At 68.4% G+C, this 14,594-nt stretch carries 13 protein-coding genes; 11 read left to right on the top strand and 2 right to left on the bottom strand.

Annotation, left to right across the window (positions count from 1 at the left end):
- From odhB to ADE01S_RS17795, 11 genes are all read left to right on the top strand, one after another.
- Nucleotides 1-903: 2-oxoglutarate dehydrogenase complex dihydrolipoyllysine-residue succinyltransferase (gene odhB, locus ADE01S_RS17845; protein WP_062683061.1), on the top strand; the 903-nt coding region annotated here is incomplete at its 5' end.
- A 103-nt stretch (nt 904-1,006) separates the two neighbouring features.
- Entirely contained in the window at nt 1,007-2,434 is a 1,428-nt protein-coding gene (lpdA, locus tag ADE01S_RS17840; protein WP_062683060.1) for a dihydrolipoyl dehydrogenase, read from the top strand.
- A gap of 83 nt (nt 2,435-2,517) precedes the next feature.
- Nucleotides 2,518-3,609, top strand: coding sequence for a cell division protein ZapE (gene zapE, locus ADE01S_RS17835; protein ID WP_062683071.1), 1,092 nt, complete (start codon nt 2,518-2,520; stop codon nt 3,607-3,609).
- Nucleotides 3,610-3,720: 111 nt separating this feature from the next.
- Nucleotides 3,721-4,254 (top strand): sigma-70 family RNA polymerase sigma factor, encoded by a 534-nt coding sequence (locus tag ADE01S_RS17830; RefSeq protein WP_062683059.1) that lies wholly within the window; start codon nt 3,721-3,723, stop codon nt 4,252-4,254.
- Nucleotides 4,247-5,203 (top strand): FecR domain-containing protein, encoded by a 957-nt coding sequence (locus ADE01S_RS17825; protein ID WP_062683058.1) that lies wholly within the window; start codon nt 4,247-4,249, stop codon nt 5,201-5,203. Before ADE01S_RS17830 ends, ADE01S_RS17825 begins: the two co-directional genes overlap by 8 nt.
- A 123-nt stretch (nt 5,204-5,326) precedes the next feature.
- Nucleotides 5,327-7,798: a TonB-dependent siderophore receptor gene (locus ADE01S_RS17820; protein ID WP_062683057.1), complete on the top strand. Its 2,472-nt coding sequence runs from the start codon at nt 5,327-5,329 to the stop codon at nt 7,796-7,798.
- A gap of 108 nt (nt 7,799-7,906) precedes the next feature.
- The gene (locus ADE01S_RS17815) at nt 7,907-8,539 is read left to right on the top strand and encodes a DUF4198 domain-containing protein (protein WP_062683056.1); all 633 of its coding nucleotides are present in this window, start codon (nt 7,907-7,909) and stop codon (nt 8,537-8,539) included.
- 23 nt (nt 8,540-8,562) lie between these two features.
- On the top strand, nt 8,563-8,844 hold the full coding sequence (locus ADE01S_RS17810) for a DUF3649 domain-containing protein (RefSeq protein WP_062683055.1): 282 nt from the start codon (nt 8,563-8,565) through the stop codon (nt 8,842-8,844).
- Complete coding sequence (locus tag ADE01S_RS17805) at nt 8,841-10,511, top strand: PepSY-associated TM helix domain-containing protein (protein WP_062683054.1); 1,671 nt, start codon at nt 8,841-8,843, stop codon at nt 10,509-10,511. The genes ADE01S_RS17810 and ADE01S_RS17805 overlap by 4 nt, the downstream gene beginning before the upstream one ends.
- Nucleotides 10,508-10,831, top strand: coding sequence for a DUF3325 domain-containing protein (locus ADE01S_RS17800; protein ID WP_062683053.1), 324 nt, complete (start codon nt 10,508-10,510; stop codon nt 10,829-10,831). The genes ADE01S_RS17805 and ADE01S_RS17800 overlap by 4 nt, the downstream gene beginning before the upstream one ends.
- 67 nt (nt 10,832-10,898) lie before the next feature.
- Entirely contained in the window at nt 10,899-12,254 is a 1,356-nt protein-coding gene (locus ADE01S_RS17795; protein ID WP_062683052.1) for a tryptophan--tRNA ligase, read from the top strand.
- 46 nt (nt 12,255-12,300) lie between these two features.
- On the opposite strand, the gene ADE01S_RS17790 is transcribed toward ADE01S_RS17795, so the two are convergent.
- Both ADE01S_RS17790 and ADE01S_RS17785 read right to left on the bottom strand, forming a co-directional pair.
- Nucleotides 12,301-13,788 carry an aldehyde dehydrogenase gene (locus ADE01S_RS17790; protein WP_062683051.1) on the bottom strand — a complete coding sequence of 496 codons (1,488 nt, stop codon included), beginning with the start codon at nt 13,786-13,788 and terminating at the stop codon, nt 12,301-12,303.
- Nucleotides 13,789-13,795: 7 nt separating this feature from the next.
- Nucleotides 13,796-14,593, bottom strand: coding sequence for an aspartate dehydrogenase (locus ADE01S_RS17785; protein WP_062683050.1), 798 nt, complete (start codon nt 14,591-14,593; stop codon nt 13,796-13,798).
- Nucleotide 14,594: the final 1 nt, after the last annotated feature.

Raw genomic sequence — 14,594 nt, 5'->3', positions numbered from 1 at the left:
GCCGCGCCCGCCTCGAAGGCTGCCGCCGGCGTGGCTTCGCCCGCCGCCGCCAAGATCCTGGCCGAGAAGGGCGTGGACGCCGCTACCGTGTCGGGCTCCGGCCGCGACGGCCGCGTGACCAAGGGCGACGCCCTGGCCGCCAACGCCGCGCCCGCCAAGGCCGCCGCCGCTCCGGTCGCGCCCCCGACGCTGTCGCTGGACGGCCGTCCGGAACAGCGCGTGCCGATGAGCCGCCTGCGTGCCCGCATCGCCGAGCGCCTGCTGCAATCGCAGCAGGAAAACGCCATCTTGACGACCTTCAACGAAGTGAACATGCAGGCCGTGATCGACCTGCGCGCCAAGTACAAGGACAAGTTCGAGAAGGAACACGGCATCAAGCTGGGCTTCATGTCGTTCTTCGTCAAGGCCGCCGTCGCCGCCCTGAAGAAGTACCCGCTGATCAACGCCTCGATCGACGGCAAGGACATCATCTACCACGGCTACTTCGACATCGGTATCGCTGTCGGCAGCCCGCGCGGCCTGGTGGTGCCGATCCTGCGCAACGCCGATCAGTTGTCGATCGCCGACATCGAAAAGGCCATCGCCGACTTCGGCCGCCGCGCCGCCGACGGCAAGCTGGGCATCGAAGAGATGACCGGCGGCACGTTCTCGATCTCCAACGGGGGCGTGTTCGGCTCGATGCTGTCGACCCCGATCATCAACCCGCCGCAATCGGCCATCCTGGGCGTGCACGCCACCAAGGATCGTCCGGTGGTGGAAAACGGCCAGATCGTCATCCGTCCGATGAACTACCTGGCGCTGTCCTACGACCACCGCATCATCGACGGCCGCGAAGCCGTCCTGGGCCTGGTCGCCATGAAGGACGCCCTGGAAGATCCGCAGCGCCTGTTGCTGGACCTGTAATCTCGACGCCCCGGCCCGGCGCCCGCTTGCGGCGCCCCGGCCGGCTCCCGGCCGGCCCGCAGGGCGGGGCGTGCTTCACTCAATACCTCACCGCGAGAACACTATGTCCCAACAATTTGACGTCGTCGTGATCGGCGCCGGCCCCGGCGGCTACATCGCAGCCATCCGCGCGGCCCAACTCGGCATGTCGGTGGCCTGCATCGACGCCTGGCAGAACGGCCAAGGCGGCCCGGCTCCCGGCGGCACCTGCACCAACGTCGGCTGCATCCCCTCCAAGGCGCTGCTGCAATCGTCGGAGCATTTCGAACAAGCCAACCACCACTTCGCCGAGCACGGCATCGAAGTCAAGGGCGTGAGCCTGAAGCTCGACACGCTGATCGGCCGCAAGAACACGGTGGTCAAGCAGAACAACGACGGCATCCTGTACCTGTTCAAGAAGAACAAGGTCACCTTCTTCCATGGCAAGGGCGAGTTCGCCGGCCAGGTGGAAGGCGGCTGGGCCATCAAGGTCACCGGCACCGCCGAAGCCGACCTGGTTGCCAAGCACGTCGTCGTCGCTACCGGTTCGTCGGCGCGTGAACTGCCCGGCCTGCCGTTCGACGAAAAGGTCGTGCTGTCCAACGACGGCGCGCTGAACATCGGCGTCGTGCCGAAGACGCTGGGCGTGATCGGCGCCGGCGTGATCGGCCTGGAAATGGGCAGCGTGTGGCGCCGCCTGGGTTCGGAAGTCACCATCCTGGAAGCGATGCCGGAATTCCTGGCCGCCGCCGACCAGCAAGTGGCCAAGGAAGCCCTCAAGGCCTTCACCAAGCAAGGCCTGAACATCCAGATGGGCGTGAAGATCGGCGAGATCAAGGCCACCGCCAAGTCGGTGACCGTGCCCTACGTCGACGCCAAGGGCGCCGAGCAGAAGCTGGTGGTCGACAAGCTGATCGTCTCGATCGGCCGCGTTCCCTATACCGGCGGCCTGAACGCCGAGGCCGTGGGCCTGAAGCTGGACGAGCGCGGCTTCGTCGCCGTGGACGGCGACTGCAAGACCAACCTGCCGAACGTCTGGGCGGTGGGCGACGTGGTTCGCGGTCCGATGCTGGCGCACAAGGCCGAGGAAGAAGGCGTGGCGGTTGCCGAGCGCATCGCCGGCCAGCACGGCCACGTCAACTTCGACACCGTGCCGTGGGTGATCTACACCTCGCCGGAAATCGCCTGGGTGGGCAAGACCGAACAGCAACTCAAGGCCGAAGGCCGCGAGTACAAGGCCGGCAGCTTCCCCTTCCTGGCCAACGGCCGCGCCCGCGCGCTGGGCGACACCACCGGCTTCGCCAAGGTGATCGCCGATGCCAAGACCGACGAAGTCCTGGGCGTGCACATCGTGGGCCCGATGGCCTCGGAACTGATCTCGGAAGCCGTGACCATCATGGAATTCCGCGGCGCCGCCGAAGACATCGCCCGCATCTGCCACGCGCACCCGACGCTGTCGGAAGCCGTGAAGGAAGCCGCATTGGCCGTGGACAAGCGCGCGTTGAACTTCTGATCGACGCGGCGTAGCCGATGCAAGACGGGGGCGGGTTCAAGGATCCGCCCTTTTTTCATTTTGCTTCTTACCTGCTTTCCCACATGAACGTCAGCGAATACTACGAACACGCCCTGGCCGAACGCGGCTACAAGCCCGACAGCGCCCAGAAGAAGGCGATCGACCGGCTGCAGCGCTACTACGACGATTGGGTCAAGTTCAAGTCGATGCGCTCGAACGCGCTGAAGAAACTGCTGAACCGCCCCGACGTGCCGCGCGGCGTTTATCTGTGGGGCGGGGTGGGGCGGGGCAAGAGCTTCCTGATGGATGCCTTCTACGCCACCGTGCCCGTGGTGCGCAAGACGCGCCTGCACTTCCATGAGTTCATGCGCGGCGTGCATCGCGAACTGGAAGAAGTGAAAGGCATGCAGGACCCGCTGGACGAAGTGGCCCGGCGGGTGGCCAAGCGCTACCGCCTGATCTGCTTCGACGAATTCCACGTGTCCGACGTCGCGGACGCGATGATCCTGCACCGCCTGCTGCTCAAGCTGTTCGAGTACGGCACGTCCTTCGTGATGACCTCCAACTACGAGCCCTCGACGCTGTACCCCGACGGCTTGCACCGCGACCGCGTGCTGCCCGCCATCAAGCTGATCCAGTCGCGCATGGACGTCATGAACGTGGATGCCGGCGTCGACTACCGCCGCCGTTCGCTGGAACAGGTCCAGTGCTATCACACGCCGCTGGACGAGCATGCCCGGCAGGCGTTGCAGAAAGCCTTCGATGCGCTGGCCGACACGCCGCCCCAGGAGCCGCTGCTGCACATCGAGCATCGCGAGATCCGGGCGCTGGCGCTCGCGGGTTCGGTCGTGTGGTTCGACTTCGCCACGCTTTGCGGCGGCCCTCGTTCGCAGAACGACTACCTGGAACTGGCCAATCGCTTCCACGCGGTGATCCTGTCGGGCGTGCCCCGGATGGGGCCGCGCCAGGCTTCCGAGGCGCGCCGCTTCACGTGGCTGATCGACGTGTTCTACGACCACCGCGTCAAGCTCATCATGTCCGCCGAGTGCGAGCCCGAAGAGATCTATACCGAGGGCGCGCTGGCCAACGAATTCCACCGCACGGTCTCGCGCATTCTTGAAATGCAGTCGCGCGAGTACCTGGAATCCGAGCGCCGCCTGACCGTGTCGTTGTAGTTATGCCGCATCCGCCCGGGTTTTCCGGGCCGGGGCGCATATAGAATTAGTAATGCAAGTCATTATCAATTAAGATTTTGAGACTTCTGGTCCAGCACCGCAGTCTCAACCGTGTCTTCCACCTTCCTGCCCACACCGGCTTCGCGCGCGGACGTTCCCGCCGCGCCCGTCGACGGCCTGTACCGCGACCACCGCCCCTGGCTGTTCGGATGGCTGCGCCGCAGGCTGGGGTGCGAGCACCGCGCCGAGGACCTGGCGCAGGACGTCTTCGTCAGGGTGATCCAGGGCCGCAAGGCGGTGCGCGAGTGCGATGCCCGGGCGCTGCTGACCACGATCGCCAAGGGCCTGGTGGTGGACCACCAGCGCCACGCCGCCCTGGAACACGCCTACCTGGCCTATCTGGCCGCCATTCCCGAAGCTTATGCGCCGTCGCCCGAAGCCCAGGCCGAGCAGCTGCAATCGCTGGCGCAGCTGGATCGCCTGCTCGACGGCCTGCCGCCCAAGGCGCGCTCGGCTTTCCTGCTGTCGCAGCTGGATGGGTTGACCTATCCCGAAATCGCCGAACGCCTGGGCGTGTCGCTCAGCTCGGTGCAGCAGTACATGCTGCGGGCGATGTCCGCCTGCTACGCGGCCTTCTATGGATAGCGCCGGCGGCCGGAAGCCGGATCCGGTCGTGAGCCAGGCGATCGCCTGGTGGGTCAGGCTGCAATCGGGCGTGGCCGGCGCCGACGAGCTGCGCTCGTGCGAGGCCTGGCTGGCCCAGGACCCCGCGCATCGACAGGCCTGGGAGCGGCTGCAGCGCATCGGCCGGGATGCGCGCCGGGTGCCCTCGGCGCTGGCGCACGCCGCGCTGGCGGCGCCGCGCTCGCCCGGCCGCCGCGCGGCCCTGCGCGGGCTGCTGGCGATTTCGGGCGTGGCCCTGACCGGCTGGGCAGGCTATCGCCACGCGCCCTGGCAGCGCCTGGCGGCGGACCTGAGCACCGGCATCGGCGAACGCCGGGCGGTGGCGGTGGCCGACGGGCTACACATTACCCTGAATAGCGATAGCGCGGTGCGCCTGCGCCTGGGCGGCGAGGTGCACGGCATCGACCTGCTGCGCGGCGAAATGCTGGTGCGCACGGAAGCGCGCCCCGGTATCGCGGCGCTGCGGGTGGACACCGGCTACGGAGAGCTGCGCGCCGAGACCGCGCGCTTCGACCTGCGGCGCACGAACCAGGGCGCGCGCGTGGGCGTCTATGAAGGCAGCGTGCGCCTGCTGCGGGGCGGCGCCATCACGCAGGCGGAAGCGGGCGAGCGCCTGACGTTCTCCGACGACGGCGACGTCGGCCGCCTGGCTTCCGATCCAGACCGGCTGGCCTGGGTCGACGGCATGGTGGTGGCGAAGGATTGGCGCCTGGACGAGTTCGCGCGCTACCTGGCGCGTCAGCGCGTGGGCATGATCCGGGTGGACCCCGCCGTGGCCGGACTGCGGTTGTCGGGGGTGTTCCCGCTGGACGACGCGGAGCGCGCGCTCAAGGCGCTGGAACCCGCCTTGCCCATCAGCGTGACGCGGCACACCCAGTATCTGCTGTGGGTCGGCCCCCGCGAGACCTGAACGTTACAAATTTTCCGGTCCGCGCCTTGCAGGTTTCCGGATCCCGTACGGAAAGCAGGATAGACATCACCGTACAGGGAGAGTTTCGTGTCCGCTTCACCCCACTCGCGCTTGCGCGCATCCATGACCGCCGGCCGCCTGGCCGTGCTGGCCGCCACCTGCGCCGGCGCGCTTGCCGCCGGCATGCCGCAGGCCTGGGCGCAGGCCGCTCCCGCCGCGGCCAGCGCGCCGCGCAGCTATCAGATCTCCGCCGGCCCGCTGGCCGACGCGCTGACGCAGTTCGCGCGCAGCGCCGGCGTGGTCCTGTCGTTCGATCCCGCGCTGGTGCGCGGCCGCCGTTCGGGCGGGTTGGAGGGCGCCTACTCGGTCAACGCCGGATTCGCCCATCTGCTGTCGGGCAGCGGCCTGCAGGCGCGCGCCCAGTCCGGCAACACCTGGACGCTGGTGCGGGTCCCCGTTTCGGACGGCGGCACGACGACGCTGGCGCCCGTGACGGTATCGGGCATGTCCGACAGCGCGCTGGCGCCGACGGTGGGCTACGTGGCCACGGCCAGCGTCAGCGCCACCAAGACCGACACGCCGCTGATCGAAACGCCGCAGTCGGTCTCCGTCGTGACTCGGGAGCAGATAACGGAGCAGGGCGCGCAGACGCTCAACCAGGTGCTGCGATACACGGCGGGCGTGGCCACGGAGACGCGCGGCGCCACGGCCACGCGCCTGGACCAGTTCAGCGTGCGCGGCTTCTCGGCCTCGACCTACCTGGACGGCCTGCGGGTGTTCGGCGGCCGCGATGCCTTGCCGCAGGTGGACGCCTATCGCCTGGAGCGCGTGGACGTGCTGAAGGGGCCGGCGTCTGTCATGTACGGGCAGGGCGGCCCGGGCGGCGTGGTGAACCAGGTCAGCAAGCGCCCGCTGGAAGAGACGCTGCGCGAAGTCGAAGTGCAGGTCGGCAACTACGACTACGGCCGCGCCAACTTCGACTTCGGCGGCCCGCTCGACGGTGACGGCAAGTACCTGTACCGCCTGGTGGGCTCGGGCTACATGTCCGACGGCCAGGTCAAGGACACCAAGGAACGCCGCTATTTCGTGGCGCCGGCCTTCACGTGGCGGCCCAACGGCGACACGTCGCTGACCATCCTGACGAATTTCCAGCGGGACCCCGACATGGGCTCCTACGGCAGCGTCTCGTCCATGCGCACGCTGCGGTCGGCGCCGGACGGCATCCGCCTGCCGGCCGACTACTACGACGGCGACGCCAACTTCGAAGAGAGCGACCGCAAGAGCTATTCGCTGGGCTACGTGCTGGACCACCGCTTCAACGACACCTTCAAGGCGTCGCAAAGCCTGCGCTGGACGCGCGCCGAAGCCCGCTACCGCAGCATCTACGGCGCGATGACCAACAACTACGGCTACACGGACAAGACCTACCTGTACCAGCAGCGCGCGTCGATCGCGACCGACGTGGACGTGGGCGCGCTGACGCTGGACAACAACCTGCAGGCGCGCTTCAACACGGGCGCCTTCGACCATACGGTGCTCGTGGGCCTGGACTACCAGCACGTCAAGACCGACACGCTGTCGGGATTCGGCACCGCGCCGGCGTTGAACGTGCTCAACCCGGACAACCACCAGAACATCCCGGTGCCGCCGTTCTCCACGGACGCCACCTCCAAGCAATACCAGACCGGCCTCTACTTCCAGGACCAGATCAGGATCGACCGGCTCTCGGTGCTGCTGGGCGGACGCTACGACTGGTCGCGCACCGTCGGCGAGACGACCACCCTCGCGACCGGCCGCGTCGCGCCTTCGTCGCTGAACGCCGAGGCCTTCACGGGCCGCATGGGCGTCATCTACAACTTCGACAACGGAGTGGCGCCGTATTTCAGCTATTCCGAGTCGTTCGAGCCGCAATCGGGCACGGGCTGGAACAACACGCCGTTCAAGCCCATCGAGGGCACGCAGTACGAAGTGGGCATCAAGTACCAGCCGCCGGGCAGCGCGACCATGCTGACGGCGGCCGCCTACGACATCCGCCGCGAGAACATGACGACCACGGATCCGGATCCCACGCACATCTGCGGAACGGCCGGCGGGCGCTGCTCCATCCAGGCGGGAGAGCTGCGCACGCAGGGGATCGAGCTGGAAGCCAAGACCGAGCCCCTGCGCGGGCTGACGCTGGTGGCGGCGTATTCGCTGATGGACAACGAATACTCCAAGGCCTATCCCAGCGTGGCGGGCCTGAACCTGAAGGGCAAGACGCCGGTGGGCGTGCCGTCCCAGCAGGCGTCCGCGTGGGCGCGCTACCAGTTGCAGGAAGGTCCGCTGGCGGGCCTGGGCGTGGGCGGCGGCGTGCGCTACATCGGTTCGTCGTACGCGGACGAGGCCAACACCCTGAAGGTTCCGTCGGCCACGCTGTTCGACCTGATGCTGGATTACGACCTGGGCCGCGCGTCGCCCGCGCTCAAGGGCATGCAGGTGGCGTTGAACGTGCAGAACCTGTTCGACAAGGAATACATCGCCTCGTGCGCGGGGGATTCCTGGTGCTGGTACGGCTACCAGCGCTCGATCAAGGCCAGCCTGCGGTACCGCTGGTAGGAATTCCGCGTCACATCGTAGTGAGAATGGTTATAATTTAGAACCCGCCGAATCCGGACCCGGCCGCGGGGCGGGTCCGGCCGGCGCCTGGACTAAGGAAAATCAATAATGGCATTCGCAAGGACTTTGGCCGCCATCGCCCTCCTGGGCTCGGCGGGCGCCGCGCAGGCGCATTTCGTTTGGCTGGAACGCAGCGCCGAAGGTCCGGCCAAGGCGTACTTCGGCGAGTGGGCCGACGACCTGCGTGAAAAGCGCGACGGCCTGCTGGGCAAGATCATGATCGCGCCGATCGTGACCGGCGCGGACGGCAAGGCGCTGAAGGCGTCGGCCGAAGGCGCCGACTTCATCGAGTTCGCCGCGACGGGCAAGGGCGACGTGCGCCTGCGCCAGCCCTATCAGTTCAAGGACACCCTGGTGCAGTACGGCGCCAAGGCCGGCCGCGAAGACACCGCGGCCAAGCTGGACCTGGAACTGGTGCCGGCCGCGGCGGGCGGCAACGCCTTCGTGCTGCAGTTCAAGGGCAAGCCCCTGGCCAAGACCGAGGTCACCGTGTTCGGCCCGCCCAAGTGGGAAAAGCGCTTCCATAGCGACGAGAACGGCCGCATCGAGATCACCACGCCGTGGCCCGGCCAGTACGTGCTGGAAGCCGCCCACGTCGAAGACAAGGCGGGCGAGGCCGACGGCAAGTCCTACGCCAAGATCCGCTACGTATCCACCCTGACCTTCAACGTATCCCAGTGAAAGCTCCCGCTGCCGGCGCAGGCATGATGCGCTATCGTCTGGCCGTCTTTTCCCGGGCGGCGGCCGCCATCCTGGGGGGCTATGCCCTGGCCTCGGCGGCCGCGGCCTGCCTGGCCGTCTGGCTGCCCATGGGGCGGGCGGACGCCGTGACCACGGCGCAGATGTTGTCCTTCGTGGTCTACGCCTGCGGCGTGATCTGGGTGTTCGCCACCCGCAATGCGTGGCGCGCCTGGGCCGGCATCTTGTTGCCGGCCGCGGTGCTCGGCGGCCTGTTCCTGGCCGGCCGCGCGGTGGGGGTGGCATGAAGGCTGGGAAAGCCAAGGCGCAGGGCGAAGAAGGCTTGCGCCAGTCCATGTCCTGGCTGCATACCTGGGCCGGCCTGATCTTCGGCTGGGTGCTATTCGCGATGTTCCTGACCGGCACGCTGGCGTTCTTCCGGCCCGAGATCACGAGCTGGATGCAGCCGGAGATCCAGGTGCGGCCGACGCCCGCGGTACAGGCGGTGGACCTGGCGCAACGCTACCTGGCCGAACACGCGCCGGACGCCAAGCGCTGGTTCATCACGCCGCCGTCGAATCGCGAGCCGCTGATCCAGATGCTGTACCAGGTGCCCAAGCCCAAGCCGGGCGAGCGCGGCTTCGTGCGCGTGAAGCTGGACCCCGTCAGCGGGCAGGCCGTCGCCGGCCGCGAAACGCGCGGCGGCGATTTTTTCTACCGGTTCCACTTCGAACTGGAAACCGCGTTCCCTTGGGGGCGCTGGCTGGCGAGCATCGCGGGCATGTTCATGCTGGTGGCCATCATCAGCGGCATCATCACGCACAAGAAGATATTCACCGATTTCTTTACTTTCCGCCCGAAGAAGGGCGGGCAGCGCGCCTGGATGGACGGGCACAACGTCTTGTCGGTGCTGGGGCTGCCGTTCCACCTGATGATCACGTTTAGCGGGCTGGTGTTGTTCATGGTCATGCTGATGCCCGCCGGCATCCAGGCCGTCTATGAAAATCCGCGCCAGTACACCGACGAGGTCTTCAAGTCGTTCAAGATCACGCCGCCGCTGAACCAGCCGGCGCCGCTGGTCCCGATCGCGCCGCTGGTGGCCCAGGCCCAGGATCACTGGCATGGCCGGGTCGGCCGCGTCACGGTCAACAACCCCGGCGACGCGGGCGCCACCGTGACCCTGGTCCGCGATGCCGCCGACGGGGTGTCGTATGGCCGGCTGGCGCCCTACATGCGCTTTGACGGCGTGACGGGCGCCTTGCAGGAAGGCGAGGACGACCTCAGCGCCACGGTGCAAACCGCCGGCGTCATTACCGGGCTGCATCTGGGGCTGTTCGCCGAACCGCTGCTGCGGTGGTTCTATTTCCTGGTAAGCCTGGCGGGCACGGGCATGGTGGGCACGGGGCTGGTCCTGTGGATCGCCAAGCGCCGCCAGAAGGCGCGGCCGGGCGACGTCCGCGAAGCATTCTCGCTGCGCCTGGTGGACGGCCTGAACGCCGGGACGATCGCGGGCGTGGTTTTCGGCGTGGCGGCCTTCTTCCTGGCCAATCGCCTGTTGCCGGCCGAGATGCCCGGCCGCCAGGTCTGGGAAGTACGCGCGTTCTTCTCCGCCTGGGGGCTGTCGCTGGTCTATGCATTCCTCTTCCAGCGCCGCAAATGGCAGGACCTGCTGGCGATCGCCGCCGCCTCGCTCGCGCTGGTGCCGGTGGTCAACGCGTTCACAACGTCGCGCCACCTCGGCGTCTCCCTGCCCGCCGGCGATTGGGTCATGGCCGGCTTCGACCTGACCTGCCTGGCCAGCGCGGCGCTGTTCGGCTGGATGGCGCGCAAGGCCGCAAGGGCCCGCAAGGCGCCGGCCAAGGCGCGCGCCGAACGCCCCGCCGCCAAGACCGTTTCCCCCAAAGTCGCGCAGGCTCCCGCGGCGCAGGCCGCTTCGAGCCACGTCGTTTATGAACCGAGAGGTGATACGCCATGACGCTAGCCGCCTTCTGCCTGGCCTACGCGGGATTCTCCGCCCTGTGCCTGGGCATGGACCGCCACTACGAGGACCTCTTCGACCGCGCGCTGCCCAGGCGCCACCGCGTGCCGCTGCGCCTGTTCGGCTGGATCTCGCTGGCCCTGTCGCTGTGGGCCTCGGCGGCGGTCTGGGGCTGGAGCTACGGCACGGTCGAATGGATCGGCATCCTCAGCATCGCCGGCCTGTTGCTGATCTGGTTCCTGACGTTCCGGCCGCGCGCCGCGCTCACCGCCGGCGGCCTGTGCGCGCTGGCGGCGCCGGTGCTGGCCGTGCTGTAGCCACCCGGGCTCGGCGCCGGCCGGGCACGTTACACTGGGTGTTTTCCGCCACACGCCTTTTCGCCTCATGAACACCCGCGTCCTCACCGGCATCACTACTTCCGGCACTCCCCACCTCGGCAACTATGCGGGCGCGATCCGCCCCGCCGTCCAGGCCAGCACCCAGCCCGGCGTGGACGCATTTTTCTTCATGGCCGACTACCACGCGCTGATCAAGTGCGACGACCCGGCGCGCGTGGCGCGGTCGCGCCTTGAAATCGCCGCGACCTGGCTGGCGGTGGGGCTGGACCACGAACGCGTCACTTTCTATCGCCAGTCGGACATCCCCGAGATCCCCGAGCTGACCTGGATGCTGAACTGCGTCACGGCCAAGGGCCTGATGAACCGGGCGCATGCCTACAAGGCGGCGGTGGACCAGAACGAGGCGAAGGGCGTGGAGCCCGACGACGGCGTCACCATGGGCCTGTTCTCGTATCCGGTCCTGATGGCCGCGGACATCGTCATGTTCAACGCGAACAAGGTGCCGGTGGGCCGCGACCAGATCCAGCACCTGGAGATGGCGCGCGACATCGCCCAGCGCTTCAACCACCTCTACGGCCGCGATTACTTCACGCTGCCGGAAGTGGTGATCGAGGAAGACGTGGCCACGCTGCCCGGCCTGGACGGCCGCAAGATGTCCAAGAGCTACAACAACACGATCCCGCTGTTCGAAGGCGGCGCGAGCGCGCTGCGCGCCTCGGTGATGCGCATCGTCACCGATTCGCGCCAGCCTGGCGAGCCCAAGGACGCCGAGAACTCGCACCTCTACACGATCTACCGCGCCTTCGCCACGCAGGAGCAGGCCGCCTCGTTCCGCAAGCAGCTGGAAGAGGGGCTGGGCTGGGGCGATGCCAAGCAGGCCCTCTACGACCACCTGGAGAACCTGCTGGCGCCCATGCGCGAGAAGTATTTCGACCTGATGGCCAACCCCGGCCGCATCGAAGACATCCTGCAGGCGGGCGCCGCCAAGGCGCGCAAGCTGTCCGTGCCGTTCATGCACGAGCTGCGCCAGGCCGTGGGCCTGCGCAACCTGGAAGCCGCGTCCGCCAACGGCAAGGGCGCGCCGGCCAAGAAGGAAAAGGGCAAGGGCGCGCGCTTCGTCAGCTTCCGCGACGAAGACGGCGGCTTCCGTTTCCGCCTGCTGGCCGCCGACGGCGAGGAACTGCTGCTGTCGCAGCGTTTCGCCGACCCGAAGGAAGCCGGCGCCCTGATGCGGCGCCTGCAGTCGGAACCGGCGGATACGGTGCTGAAGGCCGACGCGGCCGGTTATGCCGCCGTGATCGACGGCGTGGCCGTCGCGACCGCGCCGGCGGGCGCGCAGGGCGAGCCCCAGGCCCTGCTGGCGCGCGCGCGCGAAGCGCTGGCTTCGCTGGCCCAGGAGTAAGCGGGCGGGCGGTTGACGCGCAAGCGCATCGACCGCCGCCTTTAGCTCAGGCGCCGGGCCCGGCCCAGGGCAGGGGGGCTTCGTTCAACCCCCAGTACATCCCCTTTTGCTCCATGTACTGGAGCAGGCCCAGCCGGCCTTTCTCTCGGCCCAGCCCGCTGTCCCGCCAGCCGCCGAACGGCGTGGACACCGAAAACTGCTTGTAGGTATTGATCCAGACGGTGCCGGCCTGCACGGCCCGGCCCACGCGCCACGCGCGCTGGAAATCCGCCGTCCAGATGCCCGCCGCCAGCGCGTAGACGCTGTCGTTGGCCTGGGCGACGAGATCCTCTTCGTCGTCAAAGGGCATGGCGACCAGCACCGGGCCGAAGATTTCTTCCTGGCAGGTGCGCTGATCGTTGCGCAAGCCGGCGATGATGGTGGGCTGATGGAAAAAGCCGTTGCTGAACGGAGCAGCCAGGTCCGGTCTTCCGCCGCCCGCCAGGATCTGCCCGCCTTCCTCCCGCCCCAGCGCCACGTAGCGTTCCACGCCATCGCGATGCGCGGCGGTGATGAGGGGCCCCATCTGCGTGGCGGGGTCCGCCGGATCGCCCACGCGCAGCCGCTGCGCGCCGGCCACCAGCCGGTCCATGAAGGCCTCGTAGATATCGCGCGCCACGAACAGGCGCGAGCCGGCGATGCAGGATTCGCCTGAGGAACTGAAGATACCGTACAGCACGCCGTTGACCGCGTGCGCGATGTCGGCGTCCGAGAACACCATCGTGGGCGATTTGCCGCCCAGTTCGAGCGAGACGGGCATCATTTTCTCGGCCGCGATATGGGCGATCTGCCTGCCCGCGCGCGTGCCGCCGGTAAAGGCCACGCGCCGCACCTTGGGGTGGCGGGCGATGGCGTCGCCTATGACCGAGCCCTTGCCCGGCAGCACGCTGATCATGCCCTTGGGCACGCCGGCCTCTTCGCACAGGGCGGCCAGCTCCAGCGCCAGCAGCGGCGTGATTTCCGCGGGCTTGACGATGACCGCGCAGCCGGCTGCCAGCGCCGGCGCGAGCTTTTGCGCTTCGCTGGCGATGGGGGAATTCCAGGGCGTGATGGCGGCCACCACGCCCATGGGCTCATGCACGCTCAGGGTCAGGTAATCGCCGCGAGACGGGGTGATGGCTTCTTCCAGCGTTTCGCAGGCGGCGGCGAAGTATTGGAAGGTTGCCGCGGCGCTGGCCACCAACGCCCGCGTTTCGCCTATGGGCTTGCCGTTGTCCAGGCGCTGGCGCTGCGCCAGCGATTCGGCGCGTTCGCGGATCAGCGCCGCCACGCGATACAGCACCGCGGCGCGCGCATGCGGCTTGGCCCGCGACCAGTCGCCGCGGTGGAAGGCTTGATGCGCGCGTTCGATGGCCTCTTCCACGTCGGCCAGGCTCGCCGCGTGCAGGCAGGCCACGGCTTCGCCCGTGGCCGGGTAAAAGGTCTCGTAGCGTTCGCCGCCGCCCAGCCGCCATTCGCCGCCGATGCAGAGGGGTAAAGGGGTTCCGATATCCATATCCACCTCAGATCACCAGGGCTTCGGCCCGGTTGCACAGGGCTCGCACTACGCTGTAGACGGTGAGCGAGGACGTTTTCGGATTGGCCGCCAGGGGCTTGCCGCGCATGGTCAGTTCGAATTCGCCGAAGGCGCCCGCCGCGTGGACATGGTGGACGTTCTCATCGATGCCGGGGTCGGCCCAGAGCCGCACGCGGGTGTCGTCCAGGCCGAGGCCGGCCAGGGCCAGCGTTGCCGCGACGTTGGCGTTCTTGGGATAGGCGCTGGCGGCTTCGCGCGCGCTGCCCTCGAAAATGACGGTGGGCTCCCGCAGCGAGGCGAGGTCCCATTGCGCGGCGGCCGGCGTGTCCTGCCAGGCGAGCGGCGGCTTGCGGCCGCTATAGACCACCTTGTCCAGGCCGCCGTGGCGGGCGGCGGCCAGCGCGTCGATGGCGCCGATGGCGCCGGACAGCAGCTGCGCCTGGGTACCGCCCGCCCGGGCCGCCGCTTCGACTTCCGCCGCGAGGCCCGGCGCCGACAGCGCGCCTACCGAGGCCAGCACGCAGGGAATGCCAGCGCGCAAGGCGGGCAGGACGTGTTCGACGATGGCGCCATGCCCGGCGCATTCGACCAGGAGGTCCGGGCGAGCGCCGGCGTCCGCCAGGCTGGCGCAGACCTCGATCCTTTCTGGCAGCCGCGAGCGAACTTCCTCGATCTGCGCGGCCGGCACCAGTATCGTGGTGACGGCCAGGTCCCGGCGCGGGGCCAGCAGTTCCAGCGCGGCGGTGCCGATCGCGCCGCAGCCGGCCATTGCAATCTTCAGCATA

The organism is Achromobacter denitrificans NBRC 15125, assembly GCF_001571365.1.
Lineage (GTDB): Bacteria > Pseudomonadota > Gammaproteobacteria > Burkholderiales > Burkholderiaceae_B > Achromobacter > Achromobacter denitrificans.
The sequence above is the reverse complement of the archived record's forward strand: the minus strand, read 5'-3'. Positions and strand labels throughout refer to the sequence as shown.